The sequence below is a fragment of the Rhodoferax sp. SPJ21 genome (assembly GCF_058216335.1).
Genome location: NZ_JBYZMO010000001.1, coordinates 1,072,126 through 1,089,862, shown reverse-complemented (window position 1 = coordinate 1,089,862; position 17,737 = coordinate 1,072,126). Strand labels below are relative to the sequence as shown.

The following is a 17,737-nucleotide window of genomic DNA, read 5'->3' as shown; positions in this document are numbered from 1 at the left end:
AAATGAGACGGACTCTTTCCAGAGATACCGCAGAACTGGCTTTGCCAGGCTGCTGGTGTCGCCCCCTGCAAGGGGGTTGGAGGCCACACGCAGTGGGCAAGCCTGGGGGTTTTCGTCATGCTCAGTGTGCGACGCCAGCGGCGCCGTGTTCGTCGATCAAATGGCCGGTGAGGAAACGGTCTACGGAGAAAGCTCTGGACAGCGGTCCGGGTTCACCCTGGGCCAGCATGTCGGCAAATACATGGCCAGAGCCTGGCGTGGCCTTGAAGCCGCCTGTGCCCCAGCCGCAGTTGAAGAACAGGCCTTGCACGGCGGTCTTGGAGATGATCGGGCAGGCGTCGGGCGTCACGTCCACAATGCCGCCCCACTGCCGGTTCATGCGCACGCGAGAGAACTGAGGGAACAGTTCGATGATGGCGGCGGCCGTGTGTTCGATCACGTGCGGGCTGCCCCGCTGGCCGTAGCCCAGGTAGCTGTCAATACCTGCACCGATCACCAGTTCGCCCTTGTCGGACTGGCTCAGGTAGCCGTGCACGGCGTTGGACATGATCACGGTGTCGATCACGCGCTGCATGGATTCGGACACAAAGGCCTGCAGCGGGTGGCTTTCCAGCGGCATGCGCAGGCCAGCCATCTTGGCCAGCACCGAGGAGTGGCCGGCGGCCACACAACCCACTCGGTCGGTTTTCACTGCGCCCAGGTTGGTTTGCAGGCCGCGGATCTTGCCGCCCTGGATGTCCATGCCGGTGACTTCGCAGCCCTCGATCAGGTGCACGCCCAGACGGCTGGCCGCGCGGGCAAAGCCACGCGCCACGGCGTCGTGGTGGGCAATGCCGGCACGCGGCTGCCAGCTGGCGCCCAGCACCGGGTAGCGGCGGCTGCGGCTGCAGTCCAGCTGGGGGATTTTTTCTTTGACTTCCTGTGCGTTCAGCACGTGGGCGTCGATGCCCTGCAGCGCGTTGGCGTTGACCCGGCGCTCGATGTCGCGCATGTCTTGCAGGGTGTGGCCCAGGTTGAACACGCCGCGCTGGCTGAACATCACATTGAAGTTCAGGTCCTCGGTCAGGCCTTCCCACAGCTTCAGCGAATGCTCGTAGATGGCTGCAGATTCGTCCCACAGGTAGTTGGAACGGACGATGGTGGTGTTACGGGCGGTGTTGCCGCCGCCCAGGTAGCCTTTTTCCAGCACCGCGATCTTGCCGACCTCGGGGTGGTTCTTGGCCAGGTAGTAGGCGGTGGCCAGGCCGTGCCCGCCGCCACCGACGATCACCACGTCATAAGAAGGTTTCAGGGCCACCCGTTCCCAGGCTGGTTCCCAGGTTTGGTGGTTTTTAAAGCCGTGCTTGAGCAGGCTCCAGAGTGAGTAGTTTTGGCCGCGCATGGGTTTCTCGTGGGGGTCCAATGAATCTGCGTCTATTGTTCGATGTCACTTGTGTGTCACCTTGCGCCGTGCGGACGTGCACTTGTTCAAAATCGACATGTGGCGGGAATTGGCTACCTGCCGGGGTAAACCTTGTGGCCGGCAAAGCTGGTTTCATGGGTTCCCTGTAATGGGGCGGCAGGCGGATTGGGGGCGACGTGCTGTCTTAAAATGGCAGCATGACCCCTGATGCATCCCCCATGAATTTGACGCATCACTTCCTGATTGCCATGCCCGGGCTGGAGGATGATGCCTTCGCCAAGAGTGTGGTCTACCTGTGTGAGCACAGCGCGCGCGGCGCGATGGGCCTGGTGATCAACAAACCCAGCGACATCAGCCTTCAAGCCCTGTTTGAAAAGGTCGAGCTGCCTCTGCGCCGCGCTGACCTGAGCGACAGCCCCGTATTCCAGGGTGGCCCGGTGCAGACCGAGCGCGGTTTTGTGCTGCACGAGGCTTTTGTCGCCAACGATGTTGACCCCTCCGAGTCGGTTTACGCCTCCACCATGGCCATTCCTGGCGGGCTGGAGATGACCACCTCCAAAGACGTACTCGAAGCCCTGTCTACCGGCGCCGGCCCACGTCGGGTGCTGGTGTCTTTGGGCTATTCGGCCTGGGGCGAGGGCCAGCTGGAGGCCGAGCTGGGTGAAAACAGCTGGCTGACCGTAGAAGCCGATCTGTCCGTGATCTTCGACACCCCGGTCGAGCAGCGCTACGACAAGGCTTTGATGCTGCTGGGCCTGCAGGCCTGGATGCTGTCCCCCGAAGCAGGGCATGCATGACCGAACCGGTAACCGTTCCCGCCAATTTGCAATCTTTCCTGGCCTTTGACTACGGCCTTAAGCGCACCGGCGTTGCCGTCGGTAACCGTTTCACCCGCACCGCCACGCCGCAGGGCACGATCAACGCCGAAGGCGATGCGCGCTTCGTTCCCATCGCCGCCCGCGTCAAGGAATGGCAGCCCGACGCCATCGTGGTCGGCGTGCCCTTCCACCCGGACGGTGCCGCGCACGACAACACCCGGCGCGCCCAGAAGTTCGCCCGCCAGCTGCGTGGTCGCTTCAACCTGCCTGTTTTCGAAGTAGATGAGCGCTATAGCACCACAGAAGCGCTGGAGATGGGCGCCAAAGACGCTGATGCCGCTGCGGCCTGCATCATCCTGGAACAATTTTTGAGGAGTATTCCGTGAGCACACTCATGCTTGATGCTGAAGCCTTGTACCTTGAGCTTTTAAAAGGTGTCAGGGCATTGTTGAAGCCCGACACCCGCCTGGTCGGCATCACCTCCGGCGGCGCCTGGCTGGCCGAGCGCCTGCAGGCCGATCTGCAACTGCCCGGCAAACCGGGTGTGATTTCCAGCGCCATGCACCGTGACGACTTTTCCAAGCGCGGCATGGTTTCCGGCGGAGGCGGTCAGACCGCGCTGGCCTTCGATGTGAATGGCGCCGACATCATCCTGCTGGACGACGTGCTCTACACCGGCCGCACCATCCGCGCCGTCATCAACGAGCTGTTTGACTTTGGCCGCCCGGCCGCCGTCAAGCTGGCCGTGCTGGTCGATCGTGGTAGCCGCGAGTTGCCGATCCACCCCGACTTTGCTGCTGCCCGTGTGGCCCTGCCCACCACCCAAAAGCTCGAACTGGCGCGCAGCGATGCCGGCGCCTTCAGCTTCAACGTCGAAGGCTAGTAACCTATGCTGTACAAACGCAATAACCCCCAACTCAACAAGCACGGCGAGCTGATCCATCTGCTGTCCACCGAAGGCCTGCCCAAGGACATCCTGACGCAGATTCTGGACACCGCCGCCAACTTCGTCAGCGTGAACGACCGCGAGGTCAAGAAGGTGCCGCTGCTGCGCGGCAAGAGCGTGTTTAACCTGTTCTTCGAAAACAGCACCCGCACCCGCACCACCTTCGAGATCGCCGCCACGCGCCTCAGCGCCGACGTGATCAACCTGGACATCGCCCGCTCCAGCGCCGCCAAGGGCGAGTCGCTGCTGGACACCATTGCCAACCTGAGCGCGATGGCTGCCGACATCTTCGTGGTGCGCCACAGCGAGTCCGGCGCGCCCTACCTGATTGCCCAGCACGTCGCGCCCCACGTCCACGTGGTGAATGCCGGTGACGGCCGCCACGCGCACCCCACGCAGGGCCTGCTGGACATGTACACCATCCGGCACTACAAAAAAGACTTCAGCAACCTCACCGTGGCCATCGTGGGCGACGTGCTGCATTCGCGCGTGGCGCGCTCCGACATCCACGCGCTGACGACGCTGGGCTGCGCCGAAGTTCGCGTGGTCGGCCCCAAGACACTCGTGCCCAGCGACATGGCGCAGATGGGCGTGCGCGTCTGCCATACGTTGGAAGAGGGCATCAAGGACTGCGACGTGGTCATCATGCTGCGCCTGCAGAACGAGCGCATGAGCGGCGCGTTGTTGCCTTCCAGCCAGGAGTTCTTCCGCAGCTTCGGCCTGACGCCCGAAAAGCTGGCTCTGGCCAAGCCGGACGCCATCGTCATGCACCCCGGCCCGATCAACCGTGGCGTGGAGATCGACTCCGCCGTGGTCGATGGCAAACAGGCCGTGATCCTGCCGCAGGTGACCTTCGGCATCGCCGTGCGCATGGCCGTCATGGGCATCGTCGCCGGGAACGAAGCTTAGATTGTGGAACACCCCCAGGCTCCACGCTGCGCGTTTCCGCCAACCCCCTTGCAGGGGGCGATACCTGCGGCCTGGCAAAGCCAGTTCCGCGGTATCTCTGGAATGGAGCCGTTGATGGCCGAAGCGTTTGCTATTTATTTAATAGCTTCTAGCGTAGGTAATACCTGCGCAAGAGCCCTATTTGGTATAAAAATATGAAGACCCTGATACAACACGGCCGCATCATCGACCCGGCCAGCGGGCTGGACACCACCGGCTCCATCGCCATCGCTACGGGCCGCATCATCGCGATTGGCCGCGATGTGCCCGACTTCCAACCCGACCGCGTGCTGGACGCCAGCGGCTGCATCGTGCTGCCCGGCCTGGTGGATCTGTGCGCCCGCCTGCGTGAGCCCGGCTACGAGCACGAAGGCATGATGGAAAGCGAAATGGCTGCGGCAGCCGCCGGCGGCGTGACCAGCCTGGTCTGTCCGCCCGACACCGACCCGGTGCTGGACGAGCCCGGCCTGGTGCAAATGCTCAAGTTCCGCGCCAAAAAGAACCACCAGGCCCGCCTGTTCCCGCTGGGCGCTCTGACCCGTGGCCTGCAGGGCGAGGTGCTGACCGAGATGGTGGAACTCACCGGCGCGGGCTGCATCGGCTTCGGCCAGGCCGAGGTGCCCCTGGGCAACACCCAGGTGCTGCAGCGCGCGCTGCAATATGCCGCCACCTTTGACTACGCCGTCTGGCTGCGCCCGCAAGAGCTGCACCTGGGCAAGGGCGTGGCCGCCAGCGGCCCGCTGGCGACGCGCATGGGTTTGAGTGGCGTGCCCGTGTCCGCCGAAACCATCGCGCTGCACACCATTTTTGAGCTGATGAAGACCACCGGCGCCCGCGTGCACCTCTGCCGCATCAGCAGTGCTGCCGGCATCGCCCTGGTGCGCCAGGCCAAGAAGGACGGCCTGCGTGTGACCTGCGACGTCAGCATCAACTCGCTGCACCTGACGGATACGGACATCGGTTACTTCGACAGCCGGGCCCGCCTGAGCCCGCCACTGCGCCAGCAGCGCGACCGCGAAGCACTGCGCACTGCGCTGGCGGACGGGACTGTCGACGCGCTGGTGTCCGACCACACGCCGGTCGAAGCCGACGCCAAGGCCTTGCCTTTCGCTGAAGCCGAGCCCGGTGCCACCGGTCTGGAGCTGCTGCTGAGCCTGGCGCTGAAGTGGAGCCAGGACGACGGCGTGCCGCTGCAGCGCGCGCTGGCCGCCGTCACCTGCGCGCCTGCCGCCGTGCTGGGCAGCAGCCTGGGCACGCTGCAAGCCAGCCTGGGCCAACTGGTCGAAGGCGGCGTGGCCGACCTCTGCGTGTTCGACCCCGCCGCCAACTGGACGGTGGCTGCCGACAGCCTGCGCAGCCAGGGCAAGCACACGCCGTTTTCGGGCTACGAGCTACCGGGCCGTGTGCGCTGTGCTGTCGTGGCCGGTCACGTGGCATTTGACGCACTATAAAAATAGTAGCTGCTAGTGCAGGTATCTTCTGCGCTAGCGGCACTTTTTTCTTAAATTTCTCAGCGCCTAGGTTGGATCGGGTTGTATGCATATTTTTCGCGTTCTGGCCAAGGTGCTGGGCTTGCTTTTGCATGTGCTCAAGGGCTGGTGGACCATCCGCCGGCATTTCCCGCAGATGGACGCGGCTGCCCAGCAGCGTGAGGTAGAGGCTTGGTCCAAACAGGTGCTGGTGGTGCTGGGCATCACCCTGCGGGTGCGGGGCAGCATGCCGGCCCATGGGCCGTTGCTGCTGGTGTCCAACCATATCTCCTGGCTGGATATTGCGGTAGTGCATGCCGCAGGCTACTGCCGGTTTGTCTCCAAGTCTGAAATTAAGCACTGGCCCCTGGTCGGCACGCTGGCTACGGGCGTGGGCACGCTGTACATCGAACGCGCCAAGCGCCGCGATGCCATGCGCGTAGTGCACCATATGGCCGAGCACCTGCAGGCTGGTGAGGTTGTGGCAGTGTTCCCTGAGGGCACCACCAGTGACGGGCGCGGTGTGCTGCCCTTCCATGCGAATCTGTTCCAGGCGGCGATTTCGTCGCAGGTGCCGGTGCTGCCGATGGCGCTGCGCTTCGTTGACTCACGCACCGGCGTGCCGCACGATGGCCCGCGTTTTGTGGGAGACGATACCCTGTTCGGCTCGCTCTGGCGTACCCTCAGCGCCAACAACATCGCCGCCGAGGTGGCCTACGGCCAGCCCCAGCATGCGGACGGCCGGGACCGCCGCACCTGGGCCCGCGACCTGCAGCGGGCAGTTGAGGAACTGCACCAGTTCCGCTAGCCGGGCTTCAGGTGCCCGCCTCATAGCTCCTGGAGGCCCCTGGGCATGCCCAATCGTGTGGAACAAATGCCATAAATCGTACGATTAGTATGACTTTTGTCGGTTGGCCGCCACCGAAATGCGACTTGCTGCGCAAATAATCGGCGACAAACGGTTACAAATCGATATCTGCGTGGTACGTCCGCGCTTCACCTTGCTTGGACATGGCACTTCCTCTCATTACGGCGATTGTTTCTACCTACAGTGCAGAGCGCTTCATGCGCGGCTGCCTGGAGGATCTGGTCGCGCAGACCTTGTTCAGTGAAATGCAGGTGCTGGTCATCGATAGCGGCTCCCCTGAGGGTGAAAGTGCGATCTGTGCCCAGTTCGCTCGCCAGTACCCGCAGATACAGCTGATCCGTACCGACCGTGAGCCCTTGTACGCAGCCTGGAACCGGGCCATCCCCCTCGCACGCGGCAAGTACCTGACCAACGCCAATACCGACGACCGCCACCGCCAGGACTTCATGCAGGTCATGGTGGCCGCTTTGGACCAGCACCCCGAGGTGGCGCTGGCCTACGCGGACCAATTGATCAGCCACACGGAAAACGAAACCTTTGCCGACTGCGATCGGCGTGGCGCCAAGCTGCGCCATTGGCCGGACTACACCCCTCAAGAGCTGATGCTGCGCTGTATCACCGGGTCACAGCCGGTGTGGCGCACATCGCTGCACGCGGAGCTGGGCGATTTTGATACCCGCTACCGCATCGCTGCGGACTACGACCTGTGGCTGCGCTTTGCGGCCAAATACCCATTGATGAAGGTGCCGGGCCCTTTGGGTGTGCTGTACGACTCACCCAACACCATATCCGGGCGTAATAGCCGCCTGCCCATGAACCAGGAAGTCCTGGACATCCAGCAGCGCTGCATGCGCCAGGCCCCGTGGCAGACCTTGCCGGATATCCGCACGCGTCTGGCGGCCGAACTGTTTGGCCGCGGCTACCAGCACATAGAGCACGACCGCGACATACAGGCCGCCAAGCCTTTCATCCGCGAGGCGATACGGCTGGACCCGACCAATCTGCGTTATCTCAAAACCTATGCCCTGCGTTGTATCGCGGGCCTGGGTTAAGTCTGGTGGTGTAAGCGCCAGTCTTTGTCGTCGGGTACGTGATGAGGGCCAAAATGATAGGCAGCCCTGGCTGTCGCATATTTGTACTAGGAGTTGTTGTCAACCATGCCGGTATGGCCTATCAGCAGTCGAGCGAGCGAGTAGCTGCAGAACCTGGCCCGCGATTGCCATCGTATTTCGCCGTCGCCGTCGCTGTCCTGGCATGGGATATGTATGGTGCCTGATCGCATGCTGGTTCCCTAAAACTTGCTAGCTACTTCAATGGTCTTTTTTGCGGAAGCGGCTTTGAATGGTGAGGTAAGAGATTGACGGATTTTGTCGCAACTGGGGCGACGAACGGATTCTTAGTAATGGGTATGTTATCTCTGATAGATTTTTAAATAATTAATTGTTCTAGTTTTTATTAATTAATTTTATAGAAAATATATTATTGGAAGGTGTTTTATTTATTTTTGAGTAATTTTTAATTAAGTTTAAATACATGCGCAAAAAATCAAATCGACCTTTTGTTGTTATTAGTATTCTTAATTGGAATACTGCGGCGGAAACTATACGATGCGTTACATCGGCGTTGTTGTCTGTAGTGGGCGGTATAGATTTTTGCGTAGTGGTGTTGGACAACGGGTCTAGTCTTGAAGATTGGAATGCGCTAAACGTAGGCTTGCAGGAAAGTGGCGTGCAACTGCTGCGCATGGCTAAGAATCTGGGCTTTGCCGGGGGGCACAATGTGGTCATTCAATCTGCCTTGGAAAAGGGCGCGGATTATGTCTGGCTTTTGAATAGTGATGCGGTGGTGGAGCCCGGTGCTCTCCAGACAATGGTTGTCGATATTCAGAATGCCCCTGAATGCGGTGCAATATCCCCCGTGATCCTTGCATTACATGACCACGAGATCATGGATTTTTGCGGTGCTTTGTACGATTGGACCGCTTTAGAGTCTAGGCGACCCAATAACATTGCCGATGCCCAGGTTTTGCAAGCCCAGCATCCGAAAGATATGTGGCTGCATGGAACTGCTCCACTCTACCGACTGGATGCTTTAAAGGAGGTCGGTTTGCTGGATAAAGATCTATTTGCCTATTATGAAGATAATGATTTGGGTGTTCGATTATCTCGTGCCGGCTGGTTGAATAAAATGTCTTTTGATTCGCGTGTTTTCCATCCTCGCCGTACCGCTATTCATTTTGAGCGGCCTGAATATTACTTTTACTTAATGGCGCGGAATGGATTCTTGTTTTGGAATAAATATACGCCTGCGCCGTACCGTCGTTTTTTGAAACTGCGCTTGTTGAGCCGCAGTTTGTTGGAGTCAAGCAAGCTGCATGAAAAGGGTTTTTTGAAGAAAAGCAATGCATGTTTGTGCGGTTTGCTGGATGGTATTAATGGGGTTGGTGGTCCACCCGGAAAAATGGATAACTTCGTATGGATTTTGCATTGGATTTCAAAAATAATACCTTATAGAGTCTACATTTGGCTTAAATAGCAGATTTTGAAAAACAATCTAATCTCGGTTGCAAGTTGGCAGTCACAGCGTTGAATGGTCTCCGTCAGCCAAAGAATGGGCCCCAACTGACTAGATGTACTTCGATTTAGCCACAGTGGTTTGGTAGTGATTGCACCTGCATGGGCTTACCAGTCTTAACGCAGCTGTTTTCACACCAGATTGCTCCTCACCATACAGCAGACCCAGGGTGCCGTATTCCCCGTTTTCTCTAAAGTGCCGTTGCTACATTAAAAATAGCTGCCTGCGCAATGAAAATAAGCGCCACAGCCGTTTTTCATAAAAATCAGTGGGGGCTCACGCGCGCAGGTTTAAATGCTGGCCTATGGTTTGCCCAAGGCCGTTGGAAACAGGCTGTATTGGCATTTGCACGTTGAAGTGCTCGTCCTGAGCGCCGGACGAAACTGTGCGGTCTTTTTTGATTTCGGGTATAGCTGCAGACGGGCTGCTGGCATCGGTCTTTGCCGGCGCGCTGGTTTGGGTGCTGCTGCTTGCGGTGGGCGGCGGCGTGGAACCTGCGGACGACGTGGCGCTGATGGACATGCGAACCTTTCAGGATAGGTTGAAGGTCGGAGTGTAGAAGGCATGCCGCGCAGCCATGCAGGCGAAATATGTCGGGTGGTAAACACTTTCAGCGGTTTTTGTATCTGCTGGCAGACCGTCAGTACGGCTTCATGGCATGCTGGAACCGTTGCCGATGGGTGGCAGAATGCACCGCTCGCCATACGCGAAGCTGGAGGGCTTTTGTGAAACGGGGAATGCGATCACTTCTCTTCGCGGCTCTGATAGCTCCAGTTGTTGTGGCCATGGCCCGAGAACCGGTGCAAGTCGACTTCCGCTGCCTTACAACCGGGGGCGACAGGCCGATCCGACTGGAGTGGCGCCTGTTTTCCGAGGTCGAAAGTGATTGGTCTGCAGCCTATGTTCGGTACAAGGGCGCGAAGCACGTCATTCCGCTGGTTTTGCTGTCCACCGATGCCACCCCCACCGCGCCAGGCCGCCCGTCCGAGGTCAGGTCCGTCTGGCTGGAGGTAGTTGGCGGCAAGATCTCGGGTGAATACGCAGTCACCAGCCAGGGCGCCAACATCTACGAATTTGTGTACAAAAACTATAAGAGCGGGAGGGCGGTTTCATTCTCTCAGGACAATGATGTTGCTCAAGAGTCCAAGTGCCAGTGGAACTGAGGCCAAACCCGTCGAATAGGTGTATTCCAGGGTCATGTGAAAGGGCCAAAGGCGATGCGCATAAGGTCGAACTACCACTATTTCTACCACGCCTTATTCTGTTTTTGGAAATTCGTTAATAAAATCAATTACTTACGATATTCCAATGGTCCCCTCGACAGGAATCGAACCTGTATTTAGCACTTAGGAGGCACTCGTTCTATCCATTGAACTACAAGGGGAGCCGGGATTGTAGGGCCTGGCAAGGCCGGTTTTGGTGTGGTCGCAGGACCGCGTGAAAATCACGTTCTAGCGCCACCTGGTGTGTTGTGCAGACGAATATTTGCTATTGAAAGCGTAGCTGTTGATGCAATCTCTATATGCGCTAGCGGCCTATTTGTTATATGTTTATCCAGCAGTGCCGCTCGGTAGCGCTTTGTCCAGCGGCAGCTGCAGGCCGGACTTCAGCCAGCCCAGGGTGACCGAGGTGCGGAAGCGGCGGATGTTGTCGTCGCCTTCGAAGAGGCGCCGCGTCAGCGCTTCGTAGTTGGCCATCGAGGCGACGGTGACGATCAGCAGGTAGTCGGCCTCGCCGGTCACGCTGTAGCACTGCTGTACCGCAGGCTCGGCAGCTATGCGGGCGCGCATGGCGGCGGTGCGGTCGGGGCGTTCGTTCTCCAGGTGCAGCTCAATGATGATGGTCAGCGGCAGGCCGACCTTGGCCGCGTCTATCACGGCCACATTGGCGCGTATCACGCCGCTGTCTTGCAGCCGCCGGATGCGCCGCTGCACAGCCGGCGCCGACAGGTGCACGGCCTCGGCAATCGCGCGCTGGGGCACGCTGTTGTCCTTTTGCAGGATGTCGAGGATGGCGATGTCGAATGCGTCTAGGGGCAGGGCTGCGGGCATGTGGTGACGGGGTGGTGAGCGAATCTTGCGTTTGTGGCCTGAAATTGCAGCGAAAACCAGCTGTGCTGCGATTTATATTTTCGCCCATGACTTTGACACGGTACCCACGGGTAATTCCTTTTTTGGCGGTTCTGGGCGCGGTGACGGCCCTGGGCCTTGGCACGTCCTGGGCCAAGCAGCTTTTCCCATTGGTGGGCGCGCAGGGCACGTCGGCCGTGCGGGTGGGGTTTTCAGCCCTGCTTTTGCTGGTCCTGTGGCGGCCCTGGCGCTGGCATCTGTCGCGGGTCGACGCGATCTCCGTGGCCTGCTATGGCGCGGCGCTGGGCGCGATGAACCTGATGTTCTACATGTCGCTGCGCACCTTGCCGTTTGGGCTGGCCGTGGCCATCGAGTTTGCCGGGCCGCTGGCCTTGGCGATTGCCGCGTCGCGCCGGACGGTAGACTTTGTCTGGTTGGCGCTGGCGGTTTTGGGCCTGGGCATGTTGTTGCCGCTGGGCCTGAGCAGCAACGATCTGGACCCCACGGGCGTGCTGTACGCGCTGGGGACGGCGGTGCTATGGGCTCTATACATCGTGTTTGGCAAGCGGGTCGGCCATTTGCATGCGGGACATTCGGTGTCGCTGGGCCTGCTGGTGGCAGCCATCGTGGTGGTGCCGGTGGGCATCGTGCATGCCGGCGTGGCGCTGCTGTCGCCCACGGTGTTGCTGGTTGGCGTGTGTGTGGCGGCGATCTCCAGCGCGCTGCCCATTTCTCTAGAAATGGTGGCGATGAAGCGCCTGCCCAAGGAGTCTTTCGGCATCATGATCAGCATGGAGCCGGCAGTGGCCGCGGTGTTGGCTATGGGTCTGCTGGACGAGCACCTGAACCACCAGCAGTGGTTGGCCATAGGCTGCATCATGGCCGCGTCCATGGGCAGTGCCGCCACGGCGCGGCGGCCACAGACGCATGCGTCGCAGGTGGTAACAGCCTAGCAGGCGTCAGTCGTAGGTCAGCGTGAAAATCAGGTCGATTGCGCTTTGCTCGCCGGTCTGGCCGCGCAGGGTGAAGCGCTTGCTCAGGTCGTAGAAGATGTACAGCGTGCCCAGCGTGCCGGCCAGGCTGTGCTCGTAGGCCACGTAGAAGTCGCGTGACAGGCGCTTGCCGAAGGTGACGGCGGCGGCCGTGGTGGTGCCGTCGGTTTTGGTGCCGCTGCCGCTGAATGAGAGTTCGTCCAGGCCCAGTGCGGACGCCAGGCCGCCTGAAATACCCTTGCCATTGCCGCCCAGCAGAGCCAGCGCGGCTTGCTGTAGTACCGCAGCTTCGGCTCCACCGTTGGCCGCACTGCGGCCCAGCACCAGCCAGGCCAGCTTTTCAGCGTCGGACAGGTCGGAGTCGGAATACAGCCGCACCCGCGGCGCCAGGGCGGTGCCGGTGATCTGCACGCCTACGCGCACGCTGAGGTTGGGGCGGATCGCCAGCACGTCCAGCGAGGGGTTGTCGTAGGGGCCGTTGAACCGCAGGATGCCTTCCTCAATATCCAGGTTCTGGCTGTAGGCGCGGTAGCTGCCGCGCACGGTGCGCAGCTCGCCGGTGACGCGCGGGCCAGCCAGCGTGGGGCCGGCGCGCAGCTTGAGCTGCCCGGTCAGCCGGGTGTCTAGGCCGCGCCCGACCAGGCGAAAGTCGTTGCCCAGGTCCAGGTCCAGCGTGATGTCGGGCGTGTTCTTGGAGGCGGTGGGCGTGGCCGCTGTGGTGGCCATGGCCCCGGTGCTGCGGGTACGCACCACGACATCGTCGCCGAGGCTGGGGGCGGTTTCATCGGGCAGGATGAACAGGGCCTGGTCGGCCTTCAGTGCGCCCTGCAGGCTGAGCTTGCCTTGGTCCAGATGGGCTTGCAGTTTGCCGGAGACCGACAGGCGCCGGTCGGCCCGGGCAGAGACGCGCAGGGCCTGCGCCTGGGCTTGCAGATCCAGCTGGATGCCAACCGGAGCTACGCTGGACCAACGTGCGAAGCCGGTGGCGGTCAACGTACCGCCGTCGTTCGTTGCGGGAGCACCGGTGCCGCCGGTGGGGGCGCCGCGTAGGCTGAATTCATTGATGTTCAGGCGCTGGCCTTCCAGCGTGGCGCGGAAGCGGCCGTCACGTAGCTCTATGCCTTCCACCACCGAGCGCAGCGCCAGGTCGTCGGCCTGCAGCGTGCCCGTCCATTGCGGTGCCTGGCGGGTGCCGCTGAGGCTGGCGTTGGCGGCCAGCGTGCCGCGCATGCGCCAGCCGGGCGGGGCTAGTACCGACCAGATGCCGACCCGGGGCAGCTCTGCACGCACGCTGCCGCTCAGCGGCGCGTCGGCAGGCCAGGTCCAGCCGCTATCGCTGTTGTTGATTTGCGTGCCGAGGTTGGCCTCGATCTGGCCGGCGCGCTCGCTGTCCCAGCGCAGGCTGGCGCGCATCTGGTGGCCATTGCTGCGCAGGCCCACGCTGGCGGTGCGGATGCCAGCGCTGATGGTGCTGGCCGTGCTGGCGGACCCCGCGCGCGCGGGGCTGGTGTCGTCACCGGTTTGCAGCAAGATGTCGCCACTGCGTCGGCTGAGGTTGGCGCTGACCTGCAGAGTCTGGGCGGCCTGGATGTCCCAGTCTCCGTCCAGCACCAGGTCGCCCTTCAGCCCCAGTTGCGCGAGTTGGCCGCTGCTGGCGGCCAGGGTTTCCAGCCAGCCCATGGTGATGCCTTGCACGCTGCCCTGGGTGCGCAGCCGGGTGTGCGCGCCATCCTGGAACCAGGCCACGGGCTGCCAGCTAATGCGTGCGCTGCCTGGTGCCGGGCCGGTCAGGCTGGCGGTGCCGGCGGCGGCGTCCAGTGCCGTAGTGCCGGCACTGCGGGCCAGTTTCAGGGCCAGTGGTTGGTCCAGCTGCAGCCGCCACGGTCCGGGCCGCGTGCTGTCCTGCAGTTGCAGCACCAGGCTGGCGATGCGGGCCTGCCACTGGCTGGAGGCGGAAAGATCGGCGCTGGCGCGGCTGTCCAGCTTCAGCTGCTGGGTGCCGGTAGTCAGCTCGGCCAGCAGTTGCAGGTCCATTGCGTGCAGCCTGCCGGACAGGTCCAGCTTGCCATTGCGCAGCACGATGGGTTCGCCGCTGGCGGGGCGCAGCTCCAGCGTGGGCACGCTCAGTTGGGCTTGCAGGCCCAGCCCGTTGGCGTCTGATTTTTGTGCAGAGCCTACCGGGTTGGCCCAGCCGCCGGTCCAGTGGCCTTTCAGGTCGGCCTGGCCTTTGACGGCCAGGTTTTGCAGGCGGGTGGCAAGGCCGGGCAGGCGGGCTAGCCACCGGGTGGTGGACAACGCGTCGGTCACGTGCAGGCTGACATCGCCTGCCCCTTGTTGGGCGCTGATGTTGCCTTGCAGGTCGGCCTTGGCGCCGGGCAGGCTCAGCTGCAGTTGTCCTTTGGTCGCGCGGCTGGCCAGAGCTACATCGAGTTGGCCTTGCAGTTGCGCGTCGTCGGTCTGTAACTGTAAGGTGGACAAGCTGAGCGTGCCCTGGGCCCAGCGGCCCACGGCCCGGGCCTGCTGTATGCGCAGGCCGTTCAGGGCCGAGCGTGCGGGCGCTGCGCCGGCGGGCTGCACGGCGGCGGTGAAGCTGATGGCGGCGTTGCGGCTTTGGGCGCTGAGCTGGCCGTTCAGCGGGGCTGGGTCCAGCTGGGTATGTATGGCTGAGGGGTTGATACGTTGCAGCTCGGCCTGGGCGGTCCAGTCGTTGCTGGCCGTGCCGTCCAAATGGTTTTGCAAATGGCCTTGCAGATGCAGGCTGCCCTGGCCGAGCTGGGCGGTCAGCGACTGCACCACCCAGGCGCCCTGTTGAAACTGCAGTTGGGCGCGCGCGCTGTCTACCGGAATTCGGTTTTTGTCCCAGGGGCCGCTGAGGCGGTTGTCCACGGCTGCGCTGGCGTTCCAGCGGCTGCCTGTTGGTGTGCTGGACGCATCGGGCATGACCTGGGCGGTGCCACTCAAACGGGTTTGCGGCGCGTCGGGCCAGAGTGCGGCGAGGTTGAGGTCCTGAAACTTTGCTTCGGCCTGGTGCAGTGGTTGCTCTGCCCAGGGGCGTACTTGCGCTGTCACGGTGGCTTGCAAGGGCTGTTGGGCTGCCTTGTCTGGGGTCAGCTGGGCCCGTACTTCCAACTGGGCATCCTGGCCGGCCAAGGGGCCTTGGGCAGAGGCGCTTGCAGCGATGTGCAAAGGAGTTTTGCTACCCGGAATACTGGTTTCAACCTGGCCTTCTACCTTTGCGTCCAAGGCCATGGGGCTGTGTGCTTGTAGTTGGGCTTGCCCGCTGTATTGGCCGGATGCGATGTGCAGGCTGTCCAGCCTCAGTTGGTGCTGGCTGCCGTCATAACGGTAGCGGCCTGCCAGGTTGCTGGCCAGCAGAGCGGGCGGGCCAGTCCATTGCAGGTCATTTACCGCAAACACCACATCCAGCTGCAGCGGCAGGACCACCTCGGTCAGCGGTTTGCTGGGGCTGGTAGAAGGGGCTTGCGTAATGCGCAGCTGGGCCACGCGCAGCTGGCTGAGGTTTAGCTTGCGCTGCAGCAGGTGCTGGATCTGCCATTCCACCGCGATGTCTTGCGCGTCTATGGTGATGTCTGGGCTTTGGTAATGCAGGCTGCCGATGTGGCCGCCCTGGCGCACCGAGCCGCTGACGTCGCGCGCTTGCAGCGAATGGCCTGCGGGCAGATAAGGTGCCACGCGGTCCAGGACCGTAGCCAGCGAGGTGCCGCTACCCAGCCAGAGCCAGAGCCCACCCGCCAGGGCTGCCACCAGGGCCAGCAGAACCAAGGGTGCGCCCAGCATCCACAGCAGGCTCTTGCGTGAAAGTCGCCAGATCGCCATCAGAAGCTGAACCCCACGCTCAGGTGCAGCCGCATCTTGTGGGTGGCCAGGCCGTAGGCCAGGTCGATCTGCACCGGGCCGACCGGGCTGCGCCAGCGCACGCCGGCGCCAACGCCGACCTTGGTTTCCAGCGAGCCGATGGTGTTAGCTACCGCACCGGCGTCGGCGAACACCGCGCTTTCCCACTCGGTAGTGCGGCCGTTGTAGACGATGGGCCGCTGCCATTCCAGGCTGCCGGAGGCCATGTAGCGCCCGGCACTGACCGTGCCGTCTGCGGCCACGATGCCGATGCTGTGGTAGCTGTAGCCGCGCACGGTGGTGTCGCCACCGGTTAGGAACTCTTGTGTGCTGGGCACGTTGGCGCTGGCCTTGGCCACCACGGCACCGCCTTCGGCCCGCATGGCCAGTCGGCCCAGGCGCATGGACGGGCCATCTACCGGCAACAGGCGGCTCAGCGGGAAGTAGGCCAGCCAGCGGTTCAGCACCCGGGTGAAGGGCTGGCGGTCATTGCCCAAGGTCAGGCCCTGGCCTAGTTCCACGGCCACGCCGTAGCCCGATGTGGGGGTGCGGATGTCGTCAAAGTTGCGTTGCGTCCAGGCGTAGTTGGCACTGATGGCGCTGGCTGTGCTTTGCGGCTCGGAGTCGGTAGTCGTGCTCGCGTGGTCGTACTGCAGGTAGATGTTGCGGTCGATGTGGTCGTTGATCTGTGTGCGGCCGGCGCGCAGGCGTTGGCTGTTGGTCACGGTGCCGCTGAGGTCTTCGCGCTCCAGCTGGGCGGAGGTGACCCAGCGCCAGCTGCGCTCGTCAGGGTGCGAGGTGAACTCTGTGCCCAGCGTTTGGGTCTTGTGGTCAAGCGATAGCTTGGAGACGCCGCGCCAGCCAATCCAAGGGAGTTGGTGGTGCGTGTGCTCGGCGGATATGCGGGGCCCGCTGTCGGTGCTGAAGCCCACGCCTAGCACGAGCTTTTGCAGCTTGGCCTCGCGCAGCTGCGCAACCACCGGCGCAGCGGCAGGGTCGCCGGTGGTGTCCAGTGTGAGAAAGACCGAATCGAAATAGCCGCTGTCGGCCAGGCGTTGCTGGGCCTGCAGCAGCTGTGCCTGGGTGTAGTCGGAGCCGGTGGGCAGTTGGGCCAGGTTGCGCACCAGGTTGGCGTCGTAGCGCTCCAGGCCACGCACCTCCATGGCGCCAAACCGGTATGCCGGGCCTGAGGCCAGGGTGACCTCCAGGCGTGCCTGGTGGGTGTCGGGGTCGATGTCGGCCAGGCTGTTCTGGATTTCACCGGTGGGAAAGCGCTGCGCGGTCAGGCTGCGCAGGGCCTGGGTTTTGGCGTCGTCCCAGCCGTCCTGGGTGAAGGTGTCGCCGGGGTGCAGTTGCCAGTCGGCGCGTATGCTTTCGCGCAGCGGCGCGCTGTCCGGGTCGTCGGCCAGCGGGCCGCTGAAGGCTATGTGGACCTCGCTGATGCGGGTCGGCTCGCCCGGGTCCACGGTCAGCACCACTTCGACCGGGGCCGTCTGGCTTTGTGGTGTGTCTACCGTGGTCAGCGTGACCGTGGGCGCAAAGTAGCCGCGCGTGGCCAGCAGGTCGCGGGTATTGCGCTCCGCGGCTTGCAGCAGGCGCGTGAGTTCGGTGGTGTCCAGGTCAGTCAGGCTGCGGTAGCGCTGCAGCTCCAGGTGGCGCGTGAGCATGTCGGTCAGATTGGCTGGCGCGTTGATGCGCAGGTCAAACGCCGATTTGGCAGGGGTTTGGGCCCATGCAGCAGTCCCTGCAAAAGCCCACGCCCAAAGGCTGATCCATATAACTTTGCGCAGCATCCG

At 62.4% G+C, this 17,737-nt stretch carries 15 protein-coding genes and 1 tRNA gene; 11 read left to right on the top strand and 5 right to left on the bottom strand.

Annotated elements, in window-relative coordinates; genetic code table 11:
- Window positions 1–121 precede the first annotated feature (121 nt).
- Window positions 122–1,381 carry a sarcosine oxidase subunit beta family protein gene (locus AC4BBN_RS04925; protein ID WP_490590832.1) on the bottom strand — a complete coding sequence of 420 codons (1,260 nt, stop codon included), beginning with the start codon at window positions 1,379–1,381 and terminating at the stop codon, window positions 122–124.
- Window positions 1,382–1,599: 218 nt separating this feature from the next.
- Here AC4BBN_RS04925 and AC4BBN_RS04920 point away from each other — a divergent pair, with 218 nt between their 5' ends.
- The 10 genes from AC4BBN_RS04920 to AC4BBN_RS04875 all read left to right on the top strand — a co-directional run bounded on the left by AC4BBN_RS04920 (window position 1,600) and on the right by AC4BBN_RS04875 (window position 10,188).
- Entirely contained in the window at window positions 1,600–2,199 is a 600-nt protein-coding gene (locus AC4BBN_RS04920; RefSeq protein ID WP_490590831.1) for a YqgE/AlgH family protein, read from the top strand.
- Window positions 2,196–2,606 (top strand): Holliday junction resolvase RuvX, encoded by a 411-nt coding sequence (ruvX, locus tag AC4BBN_RS04915; protein ID WP_490590830.1) that lies wholly within the window; start codon window positions 2,196–2,198, stop codon window positions 2,604–2,606. The genes AC4BBN_RS04920 and ruvX overlap by 4 nt, the downstream gene beginning before the upstream one ends.
- Before the next feature lie 8 nt (window positions 2,607–2,614).
- Window positions 2,615–3,103 (top strand): bifunctional pyr operon transcriptional regulator/uracil phosphoribosyltransferase PyrR, encoded by a 489-nt coding sequence (pyrR, locus tag AC4BBN_RS04910; protein WP_490591389.1) that lies wholly within the window; start codon window positions 2,615–2,617, stop codon window positions 3,101–3,103.
- A gap of 6 nt (window positions 3,104–3,109) precedes the next feature.
- The gene (locus tag AC4BBN_RS04905) at window positions 3,110–4,075 is read left to right on the top strand and encodes an aspartate carbamoyltransferase catalytic subunit (protein WP_490590829.1); all 966 of its coding nucleotides are present in this window, start codon (window positions 3,110–3,112) and stop codon (window positions 4,073–4,075) included.
- Window positions 4,076–4,269: 194 nt separating this feature from the next.
- Window positions 4,270–5,565, top strand: coding sequence for a dihydroorotase (locus AC4BBN_RS04900; RefSeq protein ID WP_490590828.1), 1,296 nt, complete (start codon window positions 4,270–4,272; stop codon window positions 5,563–5,565).
- Window positions 5,566–5,650: 85 nt separating this feature from the next.
- The gene (locus tag AC4BBN_RS04895; protein WP_490590827.1) at window positions 5,651–6,391 is read left to right on the top strand and encodes a lysophospholipid acyltransferase family protein; all 741 of its coding nucleotides are present in this window, start codon (window positions 5,651–5,653) and stop codon (window positions 6,389–6,391) included.
- A 203-nt stretch (window positions 6,392–6,594) separates the two neighbouring features.
- Window positions 6,595–7,503 (top strand): glycosyltransferase, encoded by a 909-nt coding sequence (locus AC4BBN_RS04890; protein ID WP_490590826.1) that lies wholly within the window; start codon window positions 6,595–6,597, stop codon window positions 7,501–7,503.
- Between the two features lie 481 nt (window positions 7,504–7,984).
- On the top strand, window positions 7,985–8,986 hold the full coding sequence (locus tag AC4BBN_RS04885) for a glycosyltransferase family 2 protein (protein WP_490590825.1): 1,002 nt from the start codon (window positions 7,985–7,987) through the stop codon (window positions 8,984–8,986).
- A gap of 424 nt (window positions 8,987–9,410) precedes the next feature.
- Window positions 9,411–9,584, top strand: coding sequence for a hypothetical protein (locus AC4BBN_RS04880; protein WP_490590824.1), 174 nt, complete (start codon window positions 9,411–9,413; stop codon window positions 9,582–9,584).
- Between the two features lie 178 nt (window positions 9,585–9,762).
- Window positions 9,763–10,188, top strand: coding sequence for a hypothetical protein (locus tag AC4BBN_RS04875; RefSeq protein WP_490590823.1), 426 nt, complete (start codon window positions 9,763–9,765; stop codon window positions 10,186–10,188).
- A gap of 146 nt (window positions 10,189–10,334) precedes the next feature.
- Here the strand turns inward: AC4BBN_RS04875 and AC4BBN_RS04870 are convergent.
- Both AC4BBN_RS04870 and AC4BBN_RS04865 read right to left on the bottom strand, forming a co-directional pair.
- A tRNA-Arg gene (locus AC4BBN_RS04870) sits at window positions 10,335–10,409 on the bottom strand.
- A 166-nt stretch (window positions 10,410–10,575) separates the two neighbouring features.
- A complete protein-coding gene (locus tag AC4BBN_RS04865) occupies window positions 10,576–11,076 on the bottom strand; it encodes an Lrp/AsnC family transcriptional regulator (RefSeq protein ID WP_490590822.1) in 501 nt (166 codons plus the stop codon).
- Between the two features lie 86 nt (window positions 11,077–11,162).
- Between AC4BBN_RS04865 and AC4BBN_RS04860 the strand changes: the two genes are divergently transcribed.
- A complete protein-coding gene (locus AC4BBN_RS04860; RefSeq protein ID WP_490590821.1) occupies window positions 11,163–12,047 on the top strand; it encodes an EamA family transporter in 885 nt (294 codons plus the stop codon).
- Between the two features lie 6 nt (window positions 12,048–12,053).
- On the opposite strand, the gene AC4BBN_RS04855 is transcribed toward AC4BBN_RS04860, so the two are convergent.
- Complete coding sequence (locus AC4BBN_RS04855) at window positions 12,054–15,923, bottom strand: translocation/assembly module TamB domain-containing protein (RefSeq protein WP_490590820.1); 3,870 nt, start codon at window positions 15,921–15,923, stop codon at window positions 12,054–12,056.
- Window positions 15,923–17,734, bottom strand: a complete 1,812-nt coding sequence (locus AC4BBN_RS04850) for an autotransporter assembly complex protein TamA (protein WP_490590819.1) — start codon at window positions 17,732–17,734, stop codon at window positions 15,923–15,925. The genes AC4BBN_RS04855 and AC4BBN_RS04850 overlap by 1 nt, the downstream gene beginning before the upstream one ends.
- Window positions 17,735–17,737: the final 3 nt, after the last annotated feature.